The sequence below is a fragment of the Aquitalea denitrificans genome, assembly GCF_009856625.1.
In the GTDB taxonomy this organism is placed as follows: domain Bacteria; phylum Pseudomonadota; class Gammaproteobacteria; order Burkholderiales; family Chromobacteriaceae; genus Aquitalea; species Aquitalea denitrificans.
Window position 1 is genome coordinate 1,701,475 of sequence record NZ_CP047241.1, and the last position, 20,074, is coordinate 1,721,548.

The window sequence follows — 20,074 nt, forward strand, 5'->3', positions numbered from 1 at the left end:
AATTGAATAAAGATATATTGGACTGCTGTTTTGTCAAGGACTAAGCTCGAATTCTGTATCACTGCTACCGGTTTCATCATGCCTCCCGATTCTGCTTCCTGTGCTGCTACGCTACATGCAGGCCCTGCTTCTGCACAGGAGAACACCATTTCCCCCAGCGCCCGCCTGCAAGCCGGTTCGCCCGCATTTCGTGCCACCGCGCGCGCCATGTTTGTCGGCGGCTTCTGCACCTTTTCCATGCTGTACAGCATGCAGCCGCTGATGCCGATGTTTGCGCAAGACTTTGCCCTGAGCCCGGCTGCCGCCAGCAGCGTGCTGTCGGTGCCCACCACCGGCCTTGCGCTGGCGCTGATTCCGGCCAGTTTTCTGGCGGACAAGGTGGGGCGCAAGCCGGTGATGAATATTGCCCTCAGCCTGGCCGCGCTGCTGATGCTGCTGGCGGCCTTTGCCCCCGGCTTTCAGCAGTTTCTCTATCTGCGTGCCATTTTCGGCGTGGTGCTGGCTGGTTTGCCTGCCGTGGCCATGGCCTATCTGAGCGAAGAAGTGGAGCCCTTGTCACTGGGCCACTCCATCGGCCTGTATATCGCCGGCAATGCGCTGGGCGGCATGAGCGGGCGCTTTCTGGCCGCGGTGATTGCCGACCACTTTGGCTGGCGCGCAGCGGTGCTGGCGCTGGGGGTGCTGGGCCTTGCCGGTGCCATCGAGTTCTGGCGCAGCCTGCCGGATTCGCGCCATTTCAAGCCGGTGCCGCTGAACCTGGCCGAGCTGCGGCATGACGTGGGCAGCCATTTTGCCGACGGCGGCCTGCCCTGGTTGTTCCTGTCAGCCTTCCTGTTCATGGGCTGCTTTGTCAGCCTGTACAACTATCTGGGTTTCCGCTTGCTGGCCGCGCCCTTCAATCTGAGCCACAGCGTGCTGGGCTTTGTGTTCTCGCTGTATATGGTGGGTATCTGGGCCTCGGCCTGGGTGGGGCGCATGGCCGACCGCTTTGGCCGTCGCAACATGTTGTGGCTGATGGTGGTGCTGATGGCCGCAGGGCTGCTGTGCACGCTGGCGGATTCGCTGTGGCTGATGGTGCCAGGCATTGCGCTGTTTACCTTCGGCTTTTTCGGTGGCCATTCGGTGGCCAGCAGCTGGATAGGCCGTCGTGCCTTGCGTGGCAAGGCCTTGGCTTCGGCTTTCTATCTGACTGCTTATTACCTGGGTTCTAGTGTGGTGGGGTCCTTCTCTGGCCTGCTGTGGGGCATGGGCAAATGGAATGGCGTGGCTGCCATGATTGCGCTGGGTTTGCTGGCACTGCTGCTGATAGCTCTGCGTCTGCGCAAGCTGGAGCCGCTGCCCGTTTAGCTCTCTGGCAGAGCTACCCATGAAAAACGCCGTGGTAATATCCACGGCGTTTTTCATGACGGGGTGATTATTGGTAAGAGAAAGTATAGGTGGCAATGGCGGTTAAGCTTCCTGGTGTGATTGGGCCTGTCCGGATAAGTCTTGCAGTGAGTGGAATGGACTGGGTTCCCGAGAGATTGTTAAATACAAGAAATTGATTTGTTGTACCAGGATTGGCAGAGTCAGGCCCGAAGTTGACCAAGCTGCCATCTGCTTTGGTAATTTGCACGGCAACGCCCTTTGCTATTGAGCTGGGGGCTAATGACAATCTATTGCTTCGGTTTGCTATATTGGTATTGTCAGTCATTACCATGTAAGTGTTAATTCCACCAGGGCAGGTGAGCGAGATATTGAAATTGGTTGGTGTGGATATGCTGCCGATAGCGCTTAGCTTGGTGATGTCTGTCGAAGGAAGAGTAACAAAAATATTGTTGGTATTGACAGTGCAGGTAGCGGCGGTCACTGTCAAGGTTGCGCTATTCAAGAAGATCGGGCTAGATCCTGCGGCAAGAACCGTAGGGCCATCACGCATTTGAATTGTTCCAATTTGTTGACTGGGAATGTTGGTGATGCCACTCTTTAATGTACCTGTGATGACATAGCGGAATAGATATTGTATACCTAGGGTGTTACCACCATCAGTAGTGGAGAACATTTGTAGCGCTGTACTTCCTAATGGCGTCAAGACTTTGTTTGGATCGGCTGCGCCAAGAATATAACCAATGCCTTGTGCTCCTGTAGGGAATACAGGGTAGGTTACTCCATTTAGTGTGTAGGTAAAGCCATTTAGCGGTGTTTTGTTGGAAATTATCCAAGTTTGAGGGTTATGTGAATCTGATGAGATATAGGTGCCGTTGGGGCATGAAAAGAAAAAATAGTCTGTCGCAGAGTTGGACCAGCTGGCAAGTGAAGTTCCAGGACTCAATGTATTCGCGGGGCCACTCCAATTTATGGAGTTGTTGTTGATATTTAATGTTTTGTAAACCAAGTTTCGCCAGTAAGGTCCTGTGGAATCGTAGCACATTACATTGGCGGCGATGTTTTTGCTTGTGGAAAGTAAAAATAATGCAATGAATATTTTTGACATTAATTTCATGAAAAATTGATCCTCGATTTTTATGAAATTTACATTGTAGATTTATTGTTAGTAAAAAATTTATTATTTTTACATGTATTATTCTTATATGTAATGCAGAATTTTCTGTATGTATGGTTTTTGTGGAGTATAAACAAAACGCCGTGGGCACAATGCCACGGCGTTTTGTGTTTTGGCCCGCAAGCCAAGCTGCTGGTATCAGCACTCCACCACGTTCACCGGTACTTCGATCACATTGATGGCCAGGCCGCCACGTGCGGTTTCCTTGTACTTGGTGCTCATGTCACGGCCGGTATCGCGCATGGTCTTGATCACGCGGTCCAGCGACACGTAGTGCTGGCCATCGCCACGCAAGGCCATGCGCGCGGCATTGATGGCCTTGATTGAGGCCATGGCATTGCGCTCGATGCACGGTACTTGCACCAGGCCGCCCACCGGGTCGCAGGTCAGGCCCAGATTGTGTTCCATGCCGATTTCCGCCGCGTTTTCCACTTGTTCCGGCGTGCCGCCCATCACCTCGGCCAGCGCACCGGCCGCCATCGAGCAGGCCGAGCCCACTTCACCCTGGCAGCCCACTTCGGCACCGGAGATCGAGGCATTGAGCTTGAACAGGATGCCGATGGCACCGGCGGTCAGCAGGTAGCGCACGATGCCGTCTTCGCTGGCACCCGGCACAAAGCGGGCGTAGTAATGCATCACCGCCGGGATGATGCCGGCAGCACCGTTGGTGGGGGCAGTTACCACACGGCCACCGGCGGCGTTTTCTTCATTGACCGCCAGCGCGTACAGATTCACCCAGTCCATCACGGTGAGCGGGTCGCGCAGCGCAGCTTCCGGTGCGGCCAGCAGTTTCTGGTACATGTCGGCAGCGCGGCGTTTCACTTTCATGCCGCCCGGCAAAATACCTTCGCGCTGGCAGCCACGTTTGACACAGGCTTGCATCACGCCCCAGATAGTGAGCAGGTCACGGCGCACTTCTTCCTCGCTGCGCCAGGCCAGTTCGTTTTCCAGCATGATCTGGCTGATGCTCTTGCCCTGTTCCTTGCACAGCGCCAGCAGTTCGGCGGCGGTATTGAACTGGTGTTTGAGTTCGGTGACACCCGGCGGGGTGAAGCCGGCTTCAATGGCTGCTTCATCCACCACAAAGCCGCCACCTACCGAATAGTAGGCGCGCTTGGACAGGCTGTTGCCGTCGGCGTCGAAGGCTTCGAAGATCATGCCGTTGGGGTGGTAGGGCAGTGTCTTGCGCTTGTGCAGGATCAGGTCGTCCGGCTCGTTGAAGGCAATGGCGTGCTCGCCCAGCAGTTTCAATTGTTTTTCCCGGCGGATATTGGCCAGGATGTCCGGCACGGCGTCGGTATCCACCATGTCGGGCAGTTCGCCCGCCAGGCCCAGCAATACCGCGGTATCCGAGCCGTGGCCCTTGCCGGTGGCACCCAGCGAGCCATACATCTCGCTGCGCACACGGCTGGTTGTGGTCAGCAGGCCATCCTTTTCCAGTCGTGTGACAAACTGGCGCGCGGCGCGCATGGGGCCAACCGTGTGGGAGCTGGACGGGCCGATACCAATCTTGAACAGGTCAAAAACACTGATTGCCATGATGCTCTCTTGTCTGATGCAGGCAGTCTGCCGTGCAGTCTGCCGGTGTTGCGGGTGGGGGCTCGCCAGCTTGCGGACGCGGGCCCGTGTGTCGTGTGTCAGCGTGTCATGCTTTGTGCAGGCTGACTGTTCTGCTTCCGGCCATCAGGCGTCGTGAAGCGTCAAGTCCGGTAACCGGGTGGGGGTTGGCGAGCGGGCGCGGGTCTGTGCGTGCCGGGCAGCCATTGGCAGGCCGGGGGCTTGTCCCGCAACCATGGCCGGAAGGCAGGCATGCAGGCACGACACAGTCTTGGCCCCCTCTGTCCTTTTGCCTGAGAGATTGTGGTCGGCAGGCGACCTTCCTTCGGCGAGACCGCCAGGCAGATGCCCGGGTCTTCTCTCCAGAGAGCCAGACGATGGTGCAGTTCTTTTGCCTGAGAGTTTCTGGGGCGATACCCCTTCGGCGTCACCGCTGGGGTGATCTCTCCTGCGCCATCCAGTACGGCTGGCTGGCACTGTAGATAAGCCGGGAATGGCTGTCAACGCCAATATTGACGCGGGTTTTGATGTGCGCTTGCAGCATGTCGCGGGCAAGCGCAAAAAGCCGCCTGCAAGGTGCATGGCGGCTGGAAGTGGCGGCGCAGGAAATCAGTTGGCCACGGTAAAGCGCTGGCGGTTGTGGCGCGGGATTTGGGCTTCATCGGCAATGGCAACGGCCAGGTCGGCCACGCTGATGCCGGCGGGCTGGTCGCCATCCATCAGCAGTTCATCGCCACCCAGACGGTACTGACCGCTGCGCTCGCCCGGAGCCAGCAGGGCCGGTGGCGACAGGAATACCCAGTCCAGCACGGTTTCCTGTTGCAAGCTGGCCAGTGCCTGGCGGGCACCTTCCGCGCCTTCCTTGTATTCGGCGGGGAAGTGCGGGGTGTCGATCAGTTGCACGCCCGGTGCCACATACAGGCTGCCGGCACCGCCCACTTCCAGAAAGCGGGGTACACCGGCCTGCTTCACGCCGGCCACAATGGCGTCATGGCCGTTGAGGAAGAGGGCGCGGATATCGGCCTTGTCCCAGCCCGGATTGAAGGTGCTGATCACCATATCGTGTCCGGCAACCACCTGGGCAATGGCGGCGGCATCGTAGGCATCGGCCTTCACCGCCGTCAGTTGCGGGTGGCTGGGTAGGCGTTCCGGACGGCTGACAATGGCCGATACCTGATGCTGGCGTGCCAGCAGTTCTTGCAATACGGCAGAGCCGACAAAACCGGTGGCACCAATCAGGGCGATTTTCATCTTGCTTTCCTTTCGATAGTTGATGGAAGAAAGTGTAATGACTTGTAGTACGGCTGATAATCAGGCGATACTGGCATTAATAAATTAGCAGGACTTAATAATATGGATATCTTGCGGCGGATGGCGGTATTTGCCACCGTGGTGGAGCAGGGCTCGATGGTGGCGGCGGCACGCACGCTGGGCATGACACCATCGGCGGTCAGCCAGCATGTCAGCAAGCTGGAGGCAGAACATGGCGTGTCCTTGCTGCACCGGACCACGCGCAGCCTCACCCTGACCGAAGCTGGCAGCCTGTTTTATCAAGGCTGCGCCGATATGCTGGCCGCTGCGCGCCTGGCCGAGCAGCGCCTGAACGAGCTACGTGACGCGCCAGTAGGTGAGCTGCGGCTGTCTGCTCCCACCGGCTTTGCCGGGCCGATGCTGACTGAGGCGCTGGCCCCGCTGCTGGCCGCCCATCCGCGCCTGAGCCTGAAGCTGTTTTTTCATGACGAAATGATTGATCTGGTGCAGCACCGCATCGATCTGGCCTTGCGCGCTGGCGATCTGAAAGACTCCTCCCTGGTGGCGCGCCATCTGGCAGACTGGGAAAGCGTGCTGTGCGCCGCGCCGTCCTATCTGGCGCGCCACCCGGCCATTTCTACCCCGGAACAATTGGAGGGACACCAGTGGGTAATGCTGGACCATGAACGCAGCCACACCTGGCTGACCATGGAAAACCCGGCAGGCGAAGTGGTGCGGCCCATGGTGGCGCGGCGGGTCAGCAGCAACAACATCCTGGCAGCGCGCCAGTTTGTCCTGGCCGGCATGGGCCTATCCATCCAGCCCGAGCCTGAAGTGCGGCAGGAGCTGGCCGAGGGACGGCTGCTGCGGGTATTGCCGCAGTGGCGTCTGCCGGCGCTGGGCATTTATGTGGTGACGCCACGGCGTGATGCCCAGCCGGCCAAGGTGCGCTATGCCATCGAGGCCCTGCGCCAGCGCATGCAGCAAAAACCGGGGAGCCCGACATGAGTGGCACGGCCTTGAACGTGTTGCAGGACAAGTTGGTACAAAGCGATTGCCTGCTGCTGGATGGAGCGCTGGCCACCGCGCTGGAGGCGCGTGGCTTTGATCTGGCCGACCCGCTGTGGTCGGCACGCGTGTTGCTGGAAGCGCCACAGGCAATCGCCCAATTGCATCTGGACTATCTGCAGGCCGGTGCCGACATCATCACCACGGCCAGCTATCAGGCCAGTTTTGAGGGCTTTGCCCGGCGCGGGCTGGATCGACAGCAAGCTGCCGGGCTGATGCAGTTGTCGGTTGAGCTGGCGCTACAGGCGCGCCAGCACTTCCTGGCAAATCAGCCCGTCGGGCAGCAGGCACCGCTGGTGGCCGCTTCGGTTGGGCCTTATGGTGCAATGCTGGCGGATGGCTCGGAATACCGGGGTGATTATGGCCTGAGCGTGACTCAGCTGATGGATTTTCACCGGCCACGGCTGGCCGTGCTGGCCGCCAGCGGGGCCGACTTGCTGGCATGCGAAACCATTCCCTGCCCGGAAGAGGCGCTGGCGCTGGCGCGGCTGTTGCAGGAGGAGTTTCCCGCCACGCCGGCCTGGATCAGCTTCAGTTGCCGGGATGCAGTCCGTGTGTGGCAGGGCGAACGGCTGGCAGACTGTATTACCATGCTGGACGGCGTGGCGCAGGTGGTGGCGCTGGGGGTGAACTGTACCGATCCGCGTTGGGTGGAAGGGCTGCTACAGCAAGCCGCTGCCGTAACCGACAAGCCCCTGCTGGCCTATCCCAATTCGGGCGAGCAGTGGGATGGCCAGCACAAGTGCTGGCACGGCACGGCCAGTACGGCAGATTTTTCTGCACAGGCCCGGCGCTGGCGACAAGCCGGTGCGCGGCTGATTGGTGGTTGCTGCCGTACCGGGCCGGCGCATATTGCCGCTTTGCGTGCCTGTCTGGATGCCAGAGGCGGGTAAGCAAAAAGCCGGTCATGGACCGGCTTTTTCTTGTTGTAAAGCTTGGGCAGCCAGCGGCTTCAGATCTGGCGGGTGCAGGGTTCGTGCTCCATGGTCGTGAGGATGTCCATTACTTGGCCGGAAGCATCCTCCATGCGGCGCAGTGCCTGTTGGGCCTTGGCAAAGTCCTTGGCGTGGAAGGCATCCAGCGCATCCTTGCCGAAGTTGTGCACATTGGCATGCGGCGCTTCCAGCTGGTTGTAGTTGCTGTTGCCCTTGCACTCCTGTGCACCACGGCCTTCGTAGTACCACTTGCCCAGGCGGCAGTGATGGTGCGAGGACACCTTGTCCGACGACAGATCGTGATAGCCGATGAAGGCCTTGTAGACATCCAGCTTGAACACGATGTGATCCAGCTTCACCACCTCCATGAAGCTGGTGTTGGTTCCTTGGGCAATCACGCGCGCCATCTGCTCGCTGATATTCACCATGCTGCGGATGGCGTCAGCGGTTTCGATGCCGGTTTCGCGATAGCCAGCCACCTGGCTGGCGGCCTCGGTTACTTGTTCCTTGGTGCTTTGCGAGGCATTTTCTACATCGCCTACCAGGCTGGAGATTTCATTGGTGGCATTGGCCGTGCGTTCGGCTAGCTTGCGCACTTCGTCGGCTACCACGGCAAAGCCGCGGCCTTGTTCGCCGGCGCGGGCGGCTTCGATGGCGGCGTTCAATGCCAGCAGATTGGTCTGGTCGGCCACGTCCTTGATCAGTTGTACAAACTGGCGAATCTGTCCGGTCTTGCTGTTGAGCGAGTCCATGGATGCCGCTGTCTTTTGCTGCGCCAAGGCAATTTCATCAAAGCTGTGCGCCAAGGTGTCCACGGCACCGCGGGTGCCATGCAGGGTGCTGACGGCATCGGCAGCGGCACCGAAATTGCTTTCCATCAGGGTGGCGAGGTCGGCAAAGGAGGTGCGGATGCTGGCCAGGCTACCGCAGAAGTCGCCAAACGGTTCGATATAGCTCTGATTGCGCTGGCTGGAAAGCTGCAGGTCCTGCAGTTGCTGCTCGGCCTGCTGGCGTGCCTGCTCGCTGTCATGCTGGCGTGCCTGGCTTTGCTGCAGATCCTGTTCCAGTTGCTGTACGCGTTGTTGTAGTTCTTCAATACGTCTGTTCTTTGCTGTCCCAAACATTCAGGTCTCCGACTACTGGTGAGTTATTATCTATTGTTGAAACTAATTTTGTTATTTTCAATTACTTTACTTGGCTTGGTATGGAATCGGGAAATTATTTGTGTTGTGTCCTTTATTTTACTGAAAATTACAAACATATCTTTTAGCTGGATATTAATTTCGCTGGCTAATGGTTTAAATACTCGCTCGCGGTGATGATCTGCGATTTGCGTAATATCAATCAGGGCTTCGATATTTTGCTATTTTTTGCTGACTTGTGAACGGGCTGGCCGGTCTTGCAAGGATGTGGGCTTATTGCAATTTTCTGCTAAGCAAACCGTTTTTTCTTGCTTAGTTTTCGTGGTGCCGCTTGCTAGATTGGTGTTCATCAAACACACAGCCAATAGCGGAATACACCATGACTCAAGCCAAGACAATCCGACGTTCCCTGATTGCAGCTTCCCTTGCCCTGCTGGGTAATCTGGCTCACGCCGCCGATACCGTGACCATCGCCTACCAGACCGGTATCGACCCCACCAAGATTCCGCAAGCCGACGGTACTTATGAAAAGGCCACCGGCACCCAGATCAACTGGCGCAAGTTTGAAAGCGGTTCGGAAGTGATTGCCGCCGTGGCCTCGGGTGACGTGGTGATCGGCAATCTGGGCTCCAGCCCGCTGGCCGCTGCCGCCAGCCGTGGCCTGCCGATTGTCACTTTCCTGGTGGCCGATGAAATCGGTGATGCCGAGGCACTGGTGGTGCGCAATGGCAGCAAGATTGCCAAGCCGCAGGACCTGATCGGCAAGAAAGTGGCCGTGCCCTATGTATCCACCACCCACTACAGCCTGCTGGCCTCGCTCAAGCACTGGAATGTGGATGCCAGCAAGGTGAATGTGCTGAACCTGCGCCCCAGCGAAATCACTGCTGCCTGGCAGCGTGGCGACATTGATGCCGCCTACGTGTGGGACCCGGCACTGGGCAAGATCAAGACTAACGGCAAGGTGCTGACCAGCTCGGCACAGGTCTCCAAGTGGGGCGCTCCGACTTACGATATCTGGATCGTGCGCAAGGACTTTGCCGATGCCCATCCGGAATTCGTCAACAAGTTTGCCAAGGTATCGCTGGACGCCATCGCCGGCTATGTGGCCAACCCCAAGGCCTTTATCGCCAACAAGGACAATATCGACAAGATCAGCCGTCTGACCGGTGCTGCTCCGGCCGACGTGGTGCTGGGCTTGCAGGGTAACCGCTTCCTCACCCAGAAAGACCAGATTGCCCTGCTGCAAAAGCCTTTCGTGCAGGCCGTAGCCAATACCGCAGCCTTCCTGAAATCGCAGGGCAAGGTGGACAGCCTGCAGGCTGATTACAGCCCCTATGTGAGCAACCAGTTTGTCAAGGCTGCGAAATAATCATGGCCATCCTCTCCGCCAACAAGGTGAGCGTGCGCTATCCCGGTCAGGACCGGCCCGCCTTGTCCGAAGTGTCGCTGGATATCGGTCCGGATGACCTGACCGTGGCACTGGGTCCGTCCGGCTGCGGCAAGACCACCTTGCTGAATCTGTTTGCCGGTTTTGTCCAGCCGGATGGCGGCGAGGTGCGCTTTGGCGATGCACTGGTGCGCGGGCCGGGTGCCGACCGCGCGGTCGTGTTTCAGCATGATGCGCTGCTGCCCTGGCTTTCCGTGCGCGACAACGTGGCTTTTGGCTTGCGTCTGCAAGGCGTGGCCAAGGCCGAACGGCTGGCGCGGGCTGACGAGGTGCTGCGTCTGGTCGACCTGCCGGAGGCCGGCAGTCGCTACAGCTGGCAGCTGTCCGGCGGCCAGCGTCAGCGCGTGGGGATTGCCCGTGCGCTAGCCAGCCATTCGCAGGTATTGCTGATGGACGAACCCTTCGGCGCACTGGATGCCTTTACCCGCGAGCAAATGCAGGAGCTGCTGCTCAAGGTGTGGCAGCAGGCACGGCGACGCATTTTCCTGATCACCCACGATATCGAAGAGGCGCTGTTTCTGGCCACCGAACTGGTGCTGATGTCGCCGGGGCCGGGCCGCATTGTCGAAACCCTGCGCCCGGGCTTCAGCCAGCGTTACCGGGCGGGTGAATCGGCGCGGGCCATCAAGTCCGATCCGGCCTTCATCGCGCTGCGCGAGCAATTGCTGGCCACCCTGTTCGACCATCGCCGTCAGGCCGAGGAGATTGCCGCATGAATGCACTGGAAAACACTCTGGAGCAGAAACTGGCCGGCGTGGCCGCCAGCAAACCGGTGCCGGATGAATTGCCGACGGCCACCCTGACAGCGCGAAGCACATGGTGGCGGCAATACCGCCGTGGCTGGCTCAGCCTGATCAGCCTGCTGGCGGTGCTGAGCGGCTGGTGGGGCTTGTCACATAGCGGCGTGGTGCCACCGCTGTTTCTGCCTGCGCCCGAAGCGGTGCTGGCCAAGCTGATCACCGTCAGCACCCAGGGTTTCATGGATGCCACTTTGTGGCAGCACCTGGCGGCCAGCCTGCAGCGCATCGTGCTGGCCTTGCTGGCTGCGGTGCTGCTGGGTATTCCGCTGGGGGTGCTGATGGGCGTCAGCCCGGTGGCGCGTGGCCTGCTGGACCCGCTGATTGAAGCCTATCGCCCGGTGCCACCGCTGGCTTATCTGCCGCTGATTGTCATCTGGTTCGGTATTGGCGAATTGTCCAAGGTGCTGCTGATTTTCCTGGCCGTGCTGGCCCCGGTCATCATCGCCACCAGCCACGGCGTAGCACAGGTCAGCCGTAACCGCCTGCGTGCCGCCCAGACGCTGGGGGCCAGCCGCAGCCAGTTGCTGTGGTTTGTCATCCTGCCAGAGGCCTTGCCGGAAATCCTCACCGGCATCCGCATCGGCCTGGGTACCGGCTGGTCCACCCTGGTGGCGGCCGAGCTGGTGGCTGCCACCCGCGGGCTGGGTTTCATGGTGCAGTCGGCGGCGCAGTTCCTGGTGACCGATGTGGTGATTCTGGGCATTGCCGTCATCGCGGTGATCGCCTTTGCGCTGGAACTGGGCTTGCGCCTGTTGCAGCGACGACTCGCCCCCTGGCATGGCCAGCTGGATTGAAGATTTCATGGCCGCTGCCTGTGGTGGCGGCCAGAACCGAATGATGCAAGGAATAGAAGATGAGTCTGACTCTTACCCGTTTGTCCCCGGCGCTGGGCGTGATTGTCGAAGGCGTGGATCTGGCGCAGCCGCTGACTGACAACCTGCAGCAGGAGATACAGCAGGCCCTGCTGCAACATCAGGTGCTGTTCTTCCGTAATCAGGACATCAGCCCGCGCCAGCAGCGCGATTTTGCCGCCCGCTTTGGTGATCTGCACACCCACCCCATCTACCCGCAACACCCGGATGCACCGCAGGTGATGATTCTGGACACCGACGCCTTCGACCTGAAGGACAATGCCATCTGGCACACTGATGTCACCTTCATCGAAACCCCGCCGGCGGCTGCGGTGCTGGCGGCGCGCTTGCTGCCGGAGTTTGGCGGTGACACGCTGTGGGCCAGCAGCTTTGCTGCCTGGGATGCGCTGTCCGACGGTCTGAAAGCCTTGCTGGAAGGGCTGACTGCCACCCATGACTTTACCAAGACTTTCCCGCTCAAGCGCTTTGGCCTGACGCCGGCCGACCGGGAAAAATGGGAACAGACCCGGCGCGACAATCCGCCGCTAAGCCATCCGGTGGTGCGTACCCATCCGGTCAGCGGTCGCAAAGGTTTGTTCGTCAATGGCGGTTTCACCACCGAAATCAACGAACTGCCGGAAGAAGAGGGCGCGGCTTTGCTGGCCTTCCTGCTCGCCCATCAGGCGCGGCCGGAATTCACCATCCGCTGGCGCTGGCAGGCTGGCGATGTGGCGTTCTGGGATAACCGCTCCACCAGTCATTATGCGGTGGACGATTACCGCCCCAACCGCCGCATCATGCACCGGGCCACGATTCTGGGTGACAAGCCGTTCTAAGTCAGTGTGTTGCGCGGCTGAAATGACAAAAGCCACCCCTTGGGGTGGCTTTTGCATGGTGCGTCGCGCAAGGCTTATTCGACAAAGCGCATCTTGAACAGGCGGCCCTTGATCTTGCTGGTGGACAGACGGTCGAAGGCCTGTTCGGCAATATCACGCTGCAAGGCGACAAAGCTGGCACCTTCCAGGACGTTGATCTTGCCGACATGGCTGCCATCCACCCCGCCGTCGCCGGTGAGCGCGCCCAGAATGTCGCCGGGGCGTAGCTTGTCACGTTTGCCGCCGGCAATTTCCAGCGTCACCATGGCCGGAATCAGCTGGCCGCCCGGAGCCGGGGTCAGTTCGGTGACTTCCGCCCAGGTGAGCGGGGCTTTCTGATAGTCCTCGATTTGCACCAGGCGGCGCGCATCATTTTCACAGGTCAGGGTCATGGCCAGGCCGTGCAGCTCGCCGCGACCAGTACGGCCGATACGGTGGATATGGATTTCCGGATCGTGGCTCACGTCCACATTGATCACCAGATCCAGCTCCTTGATATCCAGACCACGGGCGGCCACGTCGGTAGCCACCAGCACGGTGGTGCTCTTGTTGGCAAAGCGCAGCAGGATCTGGTCGCGGTCGCGTTGTTCCAGATCGCCATACAGTGCCAGTGCCGAGAAACCACGGTTTTGCAGGTCTTTCACCAGCTCCTTGCAGCGTTCCTTGGTATTGCAGAAGGCCAGCGCCGAGGCCGGGCGCACGTGCTGCAGGATGCGGGTAACGGTTTCCAGCCGGGTTTCCGGCTTCACCTTGTAGAACCATTGTTCGATGTGGTCGCCGCTGTGCAGGGCCTGTACCTTCACCTCCACCGGCTGGCGCAGGAACTGTGCGCTGGCTTTGCGGATGGTGTCCGGGTAGGTGGCGGAGAACAGCAAGGTCTGGCGGGTGCGCGGGCAGGCGCGCACGATGCCGACGATTTCTTCGATGAAGCCCATGTCTATCATGCGGTCGGCCTCATCCAGCACCAGCATTTTCACATTGGACAGGTCCAGCGACTGGCGGAACAGGTGGTCCTGCAGCCGGCCAGGGGTGCCCACCACAATGTGCGCGCCGTGTTCCAGCGAGCCGCGCTGCGGTCCCATCGGCGAGCCGCCAGTGAGGGTGACCACCTTGATATTGTCGATACTGCGGGCCAGACGGCGGATTTCCTGTGCCACCTGGTCGGCCAGTTCGCGCGTTGGGCAGAGTACCAGCCCCTGCACGGCAAACCAGCGCGGATTGATGCCGGCCAGCATGCCAAGGCCGAAGGCCGCTGTCTTGCCGCTGCCGGTCTTGGCCTGGGCGATCAGGTCGCGTCCTTCCAGAATCACCGGCAGGCTTTCTGCCTGGATGGGGGTCATGCTGTGGTAACCCAGGCTGTCCAGATTGGAGAGCAGGGCGGCAGGCAGCGCGGTGAGGCTGGAAAAGGCGATTTTTTTCACGGACTTGGCGATGTAACGACAGAAAGGGTGGGCAGTGTAACAGTTGGCGGCGCATTGTCCAAACAAGGTATTGGCCACGTCAGCAATTCCAGCCGCTTTGTGTGGTTTTGCCCATATGTGGGCGCGCTTGCTGGCATGAAAAACGCCAGTGGGCGGTGGCACACTGGCGTGGTGTGTCCGGCCAGGCCGGGATTTATACCCTGAAGCGCGCTACCGAGTCGTTCAGTCCACCGGCCAGTCCTTCCAGCGCTTCCGCGGAATGAACCGTATGCTGGATGGCGGCATCGTTGGTGCTGGCCAGCTCGGCAATGCTTTCGATATTGCGGGTCACGCGCTGACTGGCTTCGCGTTGCTGCTCGGTTACCTGCACAATCTGGCGCAGGCCGTTACGCACCGAGGTGGCCGAGGCGCTGGCCGCATCCAGTACGCTGGCAACCTGGCCTGCCGACTGGTGGCTGGCTTCCAGCGAGGTCAGGCTGGCGGCCACGGCCTGGCGTACGGCTTCGGTCTTGTTGTTCAGTGCACTGGTCACGGTATCGATTTCACGGGCAGACAGGGCGGACTTTTCCGCTAGCTTGCGTACTTCGTCTGCCACCACGGCAAAGCCGCGGCCTGCTTCGCCTGCGCGCGCGGCTTCGATGGCGGCATTGAGCGCCAGCAGATTGGTCTGCTCGGCGATGTCGCGCACCTGCTGGGTCATGCTGGTAATCGAGCTGGTGGATTGCATCAGCTCGGTTTCCGCTTCGGACATCATCTCGACAGCCTGCTGGATCTGGCCCACTTCCTGTTGCAGCTGGGCCAGATTCTGCCGTCCCTGCTGCGAGCGTTGCAGGCTTTCGTCCGACTGCACCAGCACCTGTTCGGCATGGCGGGCGATGTCGCCGATATGCTCGGCCAGCTGTTCTACTGCCTGAGCGGCATCCTGTGACTGGCCGTTTTGCGCGCGCGACCCGTCGGCCAGCTTTTCGGCCCCCTGGCGCAACTGGGCGGAAGAGGTGGCAACACTGTGCGCGGCCGTGCCCACCTGTCTGACCAGATCGGCAATGGACGCCAGCATCTGGTTGAACAGGCCGGCGGTCTTGCCGATTTCATCCTTATGTTTTACTTCCAGACGGCGGGTAAGGTCGCCTTCGCCCTTGGCCAGTTCGGACAGACCGGAAGCCATGGCCTGTAGCGGACGGGTGACAAAGCGGCGGATGAACAGGAATACCACCACCATCAGCGGCAGCGAGGCCACGACGGCAAACAGGATGCTCTGGTTGCGGAACTGCGCCACTGACGCATAGGGTTTTTCCAGAGAGATGCGCATGCTGACCGCACCCAGCGGCGTGCCTTCACTCACCTGATGACAGCCCATGCAGTTTTTGCCCAGATAGTTGCTGGCCGCACGCGCCGGATAAATCACATGCAGGTGCTCGCCCAGTTGCGGGCTGGATTCGATGGCAACAAAGGGCTGGCCACTGGAGAGGGCGCTCTTTTCTGCGGCATCGGCAGCATGGGCCTTGTCGCCGGCATTGCCCGGGCCAAACTGTTTGCTGACGGCATCGCCGCGAATCACGCGCAGTTCCCGGACGGCTGACAGTTCCTTGATCTGATCCAGAAACACATCGCGCTGACCTACGGTGCCGGTCATCATCATGCCGGTGAGCCCGGCCAGGGTCATTTCGTTCATGCTGCTGGCCAGATCCTTGGCCTGCGATACGGCAATATCACGACTGACCGTGGTTTCCCAGGCAATCAGCCCACTCCATGCAATGACAAGACAGCACCAGATGGCGCTGGTCAGCCTCAGCCAGATCGGCCACTCGGAAAATTTCTTCATTGCAAACGGGATAACCCGCCTCCTTTTGTTTTGTTTTCTGTTGTTATGTTGCAGCGTCGTGATTGTGGCATGGCAATGTGATGCCGTGCTGACAGCGCGCAGCCTAGCGCATGGCATATGACCAATGCTTGGCTTATATCAAATATCTGCCGTGCTGCAGAGGCCAACCATCAACACGCTTGGGCTATGACGGGTTTTCTGCAACAATCCGCCCTCCATCGCGTGGCGGGTATTTACCGCTGCCCGCTTTATGTGCTTTACCGCTGGCTTCCAGGCCAGGAATCAGGAGTTGCTATGCCCTCATCCCCGTCCCTGTTTCATGTAGCCATTGTCGGTGGTGGCCCCGCCGGGCTGATGGCAGCCGAAGTGCTGTCCAGCGCGGGAGTGCAGGTGACGGTGTACGACGTCATGCCGTCGGTAGGGCGCAAGTTCCTGCTGGCCGGGGTGGGCGGCATGAACATTACCCACTCTGAACCCCGGGCGGATTTTCTGGGGCGCTATCGGGAGCGCGAGGCCGAAATGACGGCCTTGTTGGCAGGGTTTGATGCTGATCGTCTGCGCGACTGGGTACATGGCCTGGGCGTGGAAACCTTTGTAGGCAGTTCCGGCAAGGTATTTCCGCGCGAAATGAAGGCAGCGCCCTTGCTGCGGGCCTGGCTGGCGCGCTTGCGTGGGGCCGGTGTGCAGTTTCGCGTGCGGCATCGCTGGCTGGGTTGGGATGCACAGGGCGCGCTGCGTTTTGCTACGCCGGATGGTGACTTGCTGGTACGGCATGATGCCGTGCTGCTGGCACTGGGTGGCGGCAGCTGGAAAAGGCTGGGCTCGGATGGCAGCTGGCTGCCCGTGCTGGCAGAGCGCGGCGTGGACGTGCGTCCACTGTTGCCGGCCAATTGTGGTTTTGATTGCAACTGGAGTGCACACTTTGCCGACAAGTATGCCGGCCAGCCGCTCAAGTCGGTGACACTGGAGTTTACCGATCCGGCTGGCAATACCGTGCGCAAGACCGGCGAGTGCGTGATCAGCAGTTATGGGGTGGAGGGCAACCTGATCTATGCCTTCAGTGCGCCCATCCGCGACAGCTTGCTGGCCAATGGCAGTGCCACGGTGTATCTGGATTTGCTGCCACAAAAGAGTGCCGAACAGGTGGCGGCAGAAGTGATGCACCCGCGTGGCTCGCGCTCGCTGTCCAGCCATCTGCAAAGCCGGCTCAATCTCAAGGGCGTACGGGCCGGGCTGCTGCGCGAGTGTCTGAGCAAGGAGGCTTTCAATGACATGGCCAGTCTGGCAGCCGGCATCAAGCGCCTGCCACTGACCGTGCATGCCACTCGTCCCATCGACGAAGCCATCAGCACCGCTGGTGGTGTGCGGTTTGAGGCCATGGATGGGCGGCTGATGCTCAAGACCTTGCCCGGCGTATTTTGCGCCGGGGAAATGCTGGATTGGGAGGCCCCCACTGGCGGCTATCTACTTACCGCCTGCCTGGCTAGCGGCCGGGCTGCGGGCCTGGGGATGCTGGACTGGCTGGAGCTGCGTGAGGGGTAATGATTTTGCCTGTGGGTAAAATCTGATAGTGCATTTTTAATGCAAGCATCTATGCTGCAGATATGGGCCCCGTGTCTGGATGTCAGCCGGGGTTGCCAGTGTCCAGCAGCACTGGCCAGGTACATCATCCCCCACCCATGATGTCGGAGATCAGCGCCATGAAACTTGACGATTTCAACCAGGTGGCCGACCTGATCGGCCTGAAAAAGCGGTCGCGCGAAGCAGTATGGCTGATGGAAGTGGAAGGCATGACCGGTTATTTTGCTGCCCAGCAGATGGATATCAGCGAATCCACCGTGTCGCGTGCTCATACCCGCTTCCGGCTGGCACTGCGCAAGCTCAACGCCCTGTCCAGCCATCTTCCCTTGTAATTTCTCCTGTGTTGTTGACTTGTTGCCCGGCCTCATGCCGGGCTTTTTCTATTGCTGCAGCCGCTTGAGCGCGGCCTGTTCGCGCAGCCAGCTCAGCAAGGCTTGTAGCCCGGGATGCTCGGCGTAGCTGTGCGGATACACCAGCCAGTAGCCGGCACCGGTACGCAGCACGCTGTCGAAGGGCCGCACCAGCCGGCCTTGTTCCAGCTCGTCCTGCAGTAATTCCATATCGCCGATGGCCACGCCAAGCCCGCTGGCGGCGGCGGTCCAGGCCAAGTGGTGCAAATCAACCACCTGATGCTTGTACTGTACCAGCGAGCGGATATCTTGCGTGGCCAGCCAGCCAATCCATTCCTCGTAGTCGCGGGTGGTATGAAACAGGGTGTGGCCGGCCAGCGCGTCCAGCGAGGGTAGTTCTGCCAGCATGGACGGTGCGCACACTGGGCTTAGTAGCTCTGGCAGCAGCAGTTCGGCCTGCATGTCAGGCCATTGGCCATGGCCGAACAGGATGTAGGCCTGGTTGATGGCCGGGTCCAGTTCTGCTGGTTCGTACACCATGCTGTCTATGCGTAGCTGGGTAAGCGGGTGTTGCTGGTAAAAGCTGCCCAGCCGCGGCATCAGCCAGCGCACGGCAAAACTCACGTACACCTGCAGGCTGAGGATGTCGCTTTGCGTTTTCAGCTTGCGCTCAACCTCCTTCAGCCGCTCCACCACATCACGCGCTACTGGCAGCAGGGTGCGGCCGGACGGTGTGAGCTGGATCAGCCGGCTTTGCCGTTGTAGCAGCGCGGTGCCGTAATGCTGTTCCAAAAGGCGGATCTGCTTGCTGATGGCACCCTGGGTCAGGAACAGGCGGCGGGCCGCCTCGGTAAAGCTGCTGGTATCCGCTACGGTGACAAAGGCGCGCAGTGCCGTGAGCGAGGGCAGGTGGTGGGTGTCGTTCATGACGGATCGGAATGATTCCATGCCAATTATTCGCTCGTGAAAATTAGGCGATTTCCGTATGTTTGGCAACAAACAGCACCATCATACGGAGAGCGCATGCACCACGATTTCGATTCCCAACGGCAATACACCCTGCAACACGACCGCCGGCTGTCTGCTGCTGATGGACAGTTGCAACTGGAGGGGATGGATTTGCCGGCACTGGCCGCAAAGTTCGGTTCGCCCTTGTTTGTCTATTCCGCGCCGGAAATCCGCCGCAATGTCGATGAAATCTGCCAGGCTTTTGCCAGCCATGCCAATACCCGCATCTGCTATGCCTCCAAGGCCTGCTCTTTGCTGGCGGTACTGCAGGTGGTGCGTGAATCCGGCATCAGCATCGAAGCCAATTCGGCCAATGAAATCCGCCGCTGTCTGGCCGCAGGTTTTGCCGGCAGCCAGATTGTGTACAACGGCGTGGTGAAGCGGGATGAAGAACTGGAATTTGCCATCCGCCAGCAACTGCATGCCATCAATGTCGACAGCGAGCACGAATTGCTGGCCATCGACCGCATCAGCCGTCAGCTGCAAATCCCGGTACGCATTTGCCTGCGGGTGGAACCCAACGTCAAGGCCGCCACCCATGAGGGCCTGATGACGGCATTCCGCGCCAAGTCCGGGGTGGATCTGGCCGACGCCGAAGGCATTTGCCGTCAGGCACTGGACATGCCCTATGTAAAGCTGTGCGGTCTGCACATGCATGTGGGGGATCAGGTGCCGGATGCCGAGCCGTTTGGCGCCGCCACCCGTGTGCTGGTGGATTGTGCCCGCCAGCTGGAAACCGCACTGGGTGTGCGCTTTGACATGATCAACGTCGGTGGCGGCATTCCCGCACCGTACCGCTACGCCACCGACCGTGGTCTGGGCGGGCCGGACAATATGCAACCGCAGATTGGTGCCGATGAATTTGCCGCCGCCGTCATCCGCGAAGTGCATGCCTGGCGCGATGACATCGAAATCTGCATCGAGCCGGGGCGCAAGGTGGTGAGCAGTGCCGGGGTGCTGCTCACCAGCATGGTGACCGCCAAGGGCAAGACCCTACTGCGGGAGGATGGCAGCGTGGAAGGCCAGGTGCAGTGGTGCATGCTGGATGCCGGCTTCAATGCCATTCCGGATTACAAGGACTGGTACTTCTATGTCTACAACGCCAGTCGCATGACGGACAGCCACAATCAGCCCGTGAAGCTGGGTGGCCCCTTGTGCGATGGTGGCGATTACTTCCGCCATGGCCCGCTGGGTGAGCAGTTTTTGCTGCCTGAGGCCAGTGCGCCGGGCGATGTGCTGGCCTTTCTGGATGTGGGTGCCTACCAGCTGGAAAACCAGACTGTGTACAACGCCCAGCCGCGCTCTGCTGCGGTGTTGATTGACGGGCCGGGCCAATACCGCCTGATCCGCCGTCAGGAACGCTTCGACGACATGTTGTTGCTGGAGCGTGATCTGTCCTGATTGCCAGAACTGTCTTGCCGTAC

The 20,074-nt window shown here is 60.0% G+C and carries 17 protein-coding genes, 1 pseudogene and 1 riboswitch; of the genes and pseudogenes, 10 read left to right on the forward strand and 8 right to left on the reverse strand.

The features are described 5' to 3' along the window. The first annotated feature begins 78 nt into the window (after positions 1 to 78). Positions 79 to 1,347: an MFS transporter gene (locus GSR16_RS07750; protein WP_159876126.1), complete on the forward strand. Its 1,269-nt coding sequence runs from the start codon at positions 79 to 81 to the stop codon at positions 1,345 to 1,347. A gap of 67 nt (positions 1,348 to 1,414) precedes the next feature. On the opposite strand, the gene GSR16_RS07755 is transcribed toward GSR16_RS07750, so the two are convergent. The 3 genes from GSR16_RS07755 to GSR16_RS07765 form a co-directional block, all read right to left on the reverse strand. Further along, entirely contained in the window at positions 1,415 to 2,482 is a 1,068-nt protein-coding gene (locus GSR16_RS07755; protein WP_159876128.1) for a fimbrial protein, read from the reverse strand. 198 nt (positions 2,483 to 2,680) lie between these two features. Then, positions 2,681 to 4,081 carry an L-serine ammonia-lyase gene (locus tag GSR16_RS07760; RefSeq protein ID WP_159876130.1) on the reverse strand — a complete coding sequence of 467 codons (1,401 nt, stop codon included), beginning with the start codon at positions 4,079 to 4,081 and terminating at the stop codon, positions 2,681 to 2,683. Positions 4,082 to 4,472: 391 nt separating this feature from the next. Continuing rightward, positions 4,473 to 4,560, reverse strand: a riboswitch (glycine riboswitch). Positions 4,561 to 4,708: 148 nt separating this feature from the next. Then, positions 4,709 to 5,350: an NAD(P)-dependent oxidoreductase gene (locus GSR16_RS07765; protein WP_159876132.1), complete on the reverse strand. Its 642-nt coding sequence runs from the start codon at positions 5,348 to 5,350 to the stop codon at positions 4,709 to 4,711. 102 nt (positions 5,351 to 5,452) lie between these two features. On the opposite strand from GSR16_RS07765, the gene GSR16_RS07770 reads away from it, so the two are divergent. Further along, positions 5,453 to 6,358, forward strand: coding sequence for a LysR family transcriptional regulator (locus tag GSR16_RS07770; RefSeq protein WP_159876134.1), 906 nt, complete (start codon positions 5,453 to 5,455; stop codon positions 6,356 to 6,358). Continuing rightward, positions 6,355 to 7,311 (forward strand): homocysteine S-methyltransferase, encoded by a 957-nt coding sequence (gene mmuM, locus GSR16_RS07775; protein WP_159876136.1) that lies wholly within the window; start codon positions 6,355 to 6,357, stop codon positions 7,309 to 7,311. Before GSR16_RS07770 ends, mmuM begins: the two co-directional genes overlap by 4 nt. Positions 7,312 to 7,370: 59 nt before the next feature. On the opposite strand, the gene GSR16_RS21460 is transcribed toward mmuM, so the two are convergent. Next, positions 7,371 to 7,781: a CZB domain-containing protein gene (locus tag GSR16_RS21460; protein ID WP_420837520.1), complete on the reverse strand. Its 411-nt coding sequence runs from the start codon at positions 7,779 to 7,781 to the stop codon at positions 7,371 to 7,373. A 21-nt stretch (positions 7,782 to 7,802) separates the two neighbouring features. Beyond that, positions 7,803 to 8,063, reverse strand: a pseudogene (locus tag GSR16_RS21465) (methyl-accepting chemotaxis protein); the annotation flags it as partial. Positions 8,064 to 8,874: 811 nt separating this feature from the next. Between GSR16_RS21465 and tauA the strand changes: the two are divergent. The 4 genes from tauA to tauD are packed head-to-tail and all read left to right on the forward strand — an operon-like array spanning position 8,875 to position 12,429. Continuing rightward, on the forward strand, positions 8,875 to 9,864 hold the full coding sequence (gene tauA / locus GSR16_RS07785; RefSeq protein WP_159876140.1) for a taurine ABC transporter substrate-binding protein: 990 nt from the start codon (positions 8,875 to 8,877) through the stop codon (positions 9,862 to 9,864). 2 nt (positions 9,865 to 9,866) lie between these two features. Continuing rightward, complete coding sequence (tauB, locus tag GSR16_RS07790; RefSeq protein WP_159876142.1) at positions 9,867 to 10,658, forward strand: taurine ABC transporter ATP-binding subunit; 792 nt, start codon at positions 9,867 to 9,869, stop codon at positions 10,656 to 10,658. After that, complete coding sequence (gene tauC / locus GSR16_RS07795; protein ID WP_159876144.1) at positions 10,655 to 11,536, forward strand: taurine ABC transporter permease TauC; 882 nt, start codon at positions 10,655 to 10,657, stop codon at positions 11,534 to 11,536. Before tauB ends, tauC begins: the two co-directional genes overlap by 4 nt. 59 nt (positions 11,537 to 11,595) lie before the next feature. Continuing rightward, positions 11,596 to 12,429, forward strand: coding sequence for a taurine dioxygenase (gene tauD / locus GSR16_RS07800; RefSeq protein WP_159876146.1), 834 nt, complete (start codon positions 11,596 to 11,598; stop codon positions 12,427 to 12,429). A gap of 74 nt (positions 12,430 to 12,503) precedes the next feature. Here tauD and dbpA read toward each other — a convergent pair whose 3' ends face one another. Together dbpA and GSR16_RS07810 are read right to left on the reverse strand one after the other, a co-directional pair. After that, positions 12,504 to 13,967, reverse strand: coding sequence for an ATP-dependent RNA helicase DbpA (gene dbpA / locus GSR16_RS07805; protein WP_240902627.1), 1,464 nt, complete (start codon positions 13,965 to 13,967; stop codon positions 12,504 to 12,506). 115 nt (positions 13,968 to 14,082) lie between these two features. Continuing rightward, positions 14,083 to 15,711, reverse strand: a complete 1,629-nt coding sequence (locus GSR16_RS07810) for a methyl-accepting chemotaxis protein (RefSeq protein WP_159876148.1) — start codon at positions 15,709 to 15,711, stop codon at positions 14,083 to 14,085. 294 nt (positions 15,712 to 16,005) lie between these two features. On the opposite strand from GSR16_RS07810, the gene GSR16_RS07815 reads away from it, so the two are divergent. Then, positions 16,006 to 17,253: a TIGR03862 family flavoprotein gene (locus GSR16_RS07815; protein ID WP_159876150.1), complete on the forward strand. Its 1,248-nt coding sequence runs from the start codon at positions 16,006 to 16,008 to the stop codon at positions 17,251 to 17,253. Between the two features lie 158 nt (positions 17,254 to 17,411). Next, entirely contained in the window at positions 17,412 to 17,624 is a 213-nt protein-coding gene (locus GSR16_RS07820) for a sigma factor-like helix-turn-helix DNA-binding protein (RefSeq protein WP_089084870.1), read from the forward strand. Between the two features lie 48 nt (positions 17,625 to 17,672). Here the strand turns inward: GSR16_RS07820 and GSR16_RS07825 are convergent, their stop codons facing one another. Further along, positions 17,673 to 18,590: a LysR substrate-binding domain-containing protein gene (locus tag GSR16_RS07825; RefSeq protein ID WP_159876152.1), complete on the reverse strand. Its 918-nt coding sequence runs from the start codon at positions 18,588 to 18,590 to the stop codon at positions 17,673 to 17,675. Positions 18,591 to 18,665: 75 nt separating this feature from the next. Here GSR16_RS07825 and dokD point away from each other — a divergent pair, with 75 nt between their 5' ends. Next, a complete protein-coding gene (dokD, locus tag GSR16_RS07830; RefSeq protein ID WP_159876154.1) occupies positions 18,666 to 20,051 on the forward strand; it encodes an ornithine/lysine decarboxylase DokD in 1,386 nt (461 codons plus the stop codon). Positions 20,052 to 20,074: the final 23 nt, after the last annotated feature.

What these genes read in the sequence shown, in the direction of transcription:
- dokD (WP_159876154.1), top strand. Translation starts at nt 18,666, where the DNA reads ATGCACCACGATTTCGATTCCCAACGGCAATACACCCTGCAACACGAC.
- GSR16_RS07770 (WP_159876134.1), top strand. Translation starts at nt 5,453, where the DNA reads ATGGATATCTTGCGGCGGATGGCGGTATTTGCCACCGTGGTGGAGCAG.
- GSR16_RS07760 (WP_159876130.1), bottom strand. Translation starts at nt 4,081, where the DNA reads ATGGCAATCAGTGTTTTTGACCTGTTCAAGATTGGTATCGGCCCGTCC.
- GSR16_RS07755 (WP_159876128.1), bottom strand. Translation starts at nt 2,482, where the DNA reads ATGAAATTAATGTCAAAAATATTCATTGCATTATTTTTACTTTCCACA.
- mmuM (WP_159876136.1), top strand. Translation starts at nt 6,355, where the DNA reads ATGAGTGGCACGGCCTTGAACGTGTTGCAGGACAAGTTGGTACAAAGC.
- tauD (WP_159876146.1), top strand. Translation starts at nt 11,596, where the DNA reads ATGAGTCTGACTCTTACCCGTTTGTCCCCGGCGCTGGGCGTGATTGTC.
- GSR16_RS07765 (WP_159876132.1), bottom strand. Translation starts at nt 5,350, where the DNA reads ATGAAAATCGCCCTGATTGGTGCCACCGGTTTTGTCGGCTCTGCCGTA.
- tauA (WP_159876140.1), top strand. Translation starts at nt 8,875, where the DNA reads ATGACTCAAGCCAAGACAATCCGACGTTCCCTGATTGCAGCTTCCCTT.
- GSR16_RS07750 (WP_159876126.1), top strand. Translation starts at nt 79, where the DNA reads ATGCCTCCCGATTCTGCTTCCTGTGCTGCTACGCTACATGCAGGCCCT.
- GSR16_RS07825 (WP_159876152.1), bottom strand. Translation starts at nt 18,590, where the DNA reads ATGGAATCATTCCGATCCGTCATGAACGACACCCACCACCTGCCCTCG.
- tauC (WP_159876144.1), top strand. Translation starts at nt 10,655, where the DNA reads ATGAATGCACTGGAAAACACTCTGGAGCAGAAACTGGCCGGCGTGGCC.
- GSR16_RS07820 (WP_089084870.1), top strand. Translation starts at nt 17,412, where the DNA reads ATGAAACTTGACGATTTCAACCAGGTGGCCGACCTGATCGGCCTGAAA.
- GSR16_RS07810 (WP_159876148.1), bottom strand. Translation starts at nt 15,711, where the DNA reads ATGAAGAAATTTTCCGAGTGGCCGATCTGGCTGAGGCTGACCAGCGCC.
- GSR16_RS07815 (WP_159876150.1), top strand. Translation starts at nt 16,006, where the DNA reads ATGCCCTCATCCCCGTCCCTGTTTCATGTAGCCATTGTCGGTGGTGGC.
- GSR16_RS21460 (WP_420837520.1), bottom strand. Translation starts at nt 7,781, where the DNA reads ATGGTGAATATCAGCGAGCAGATGGCGCGCGTGATTGCCCAAGGAACC.
- tauB (WP_159876142.1), top strand. Translation starts at nt 9,867, where the DNA reads ATGGCCATCCTCTCCGCCAACAAGGTGAGCGTGCGCTATCCCGGTCAG.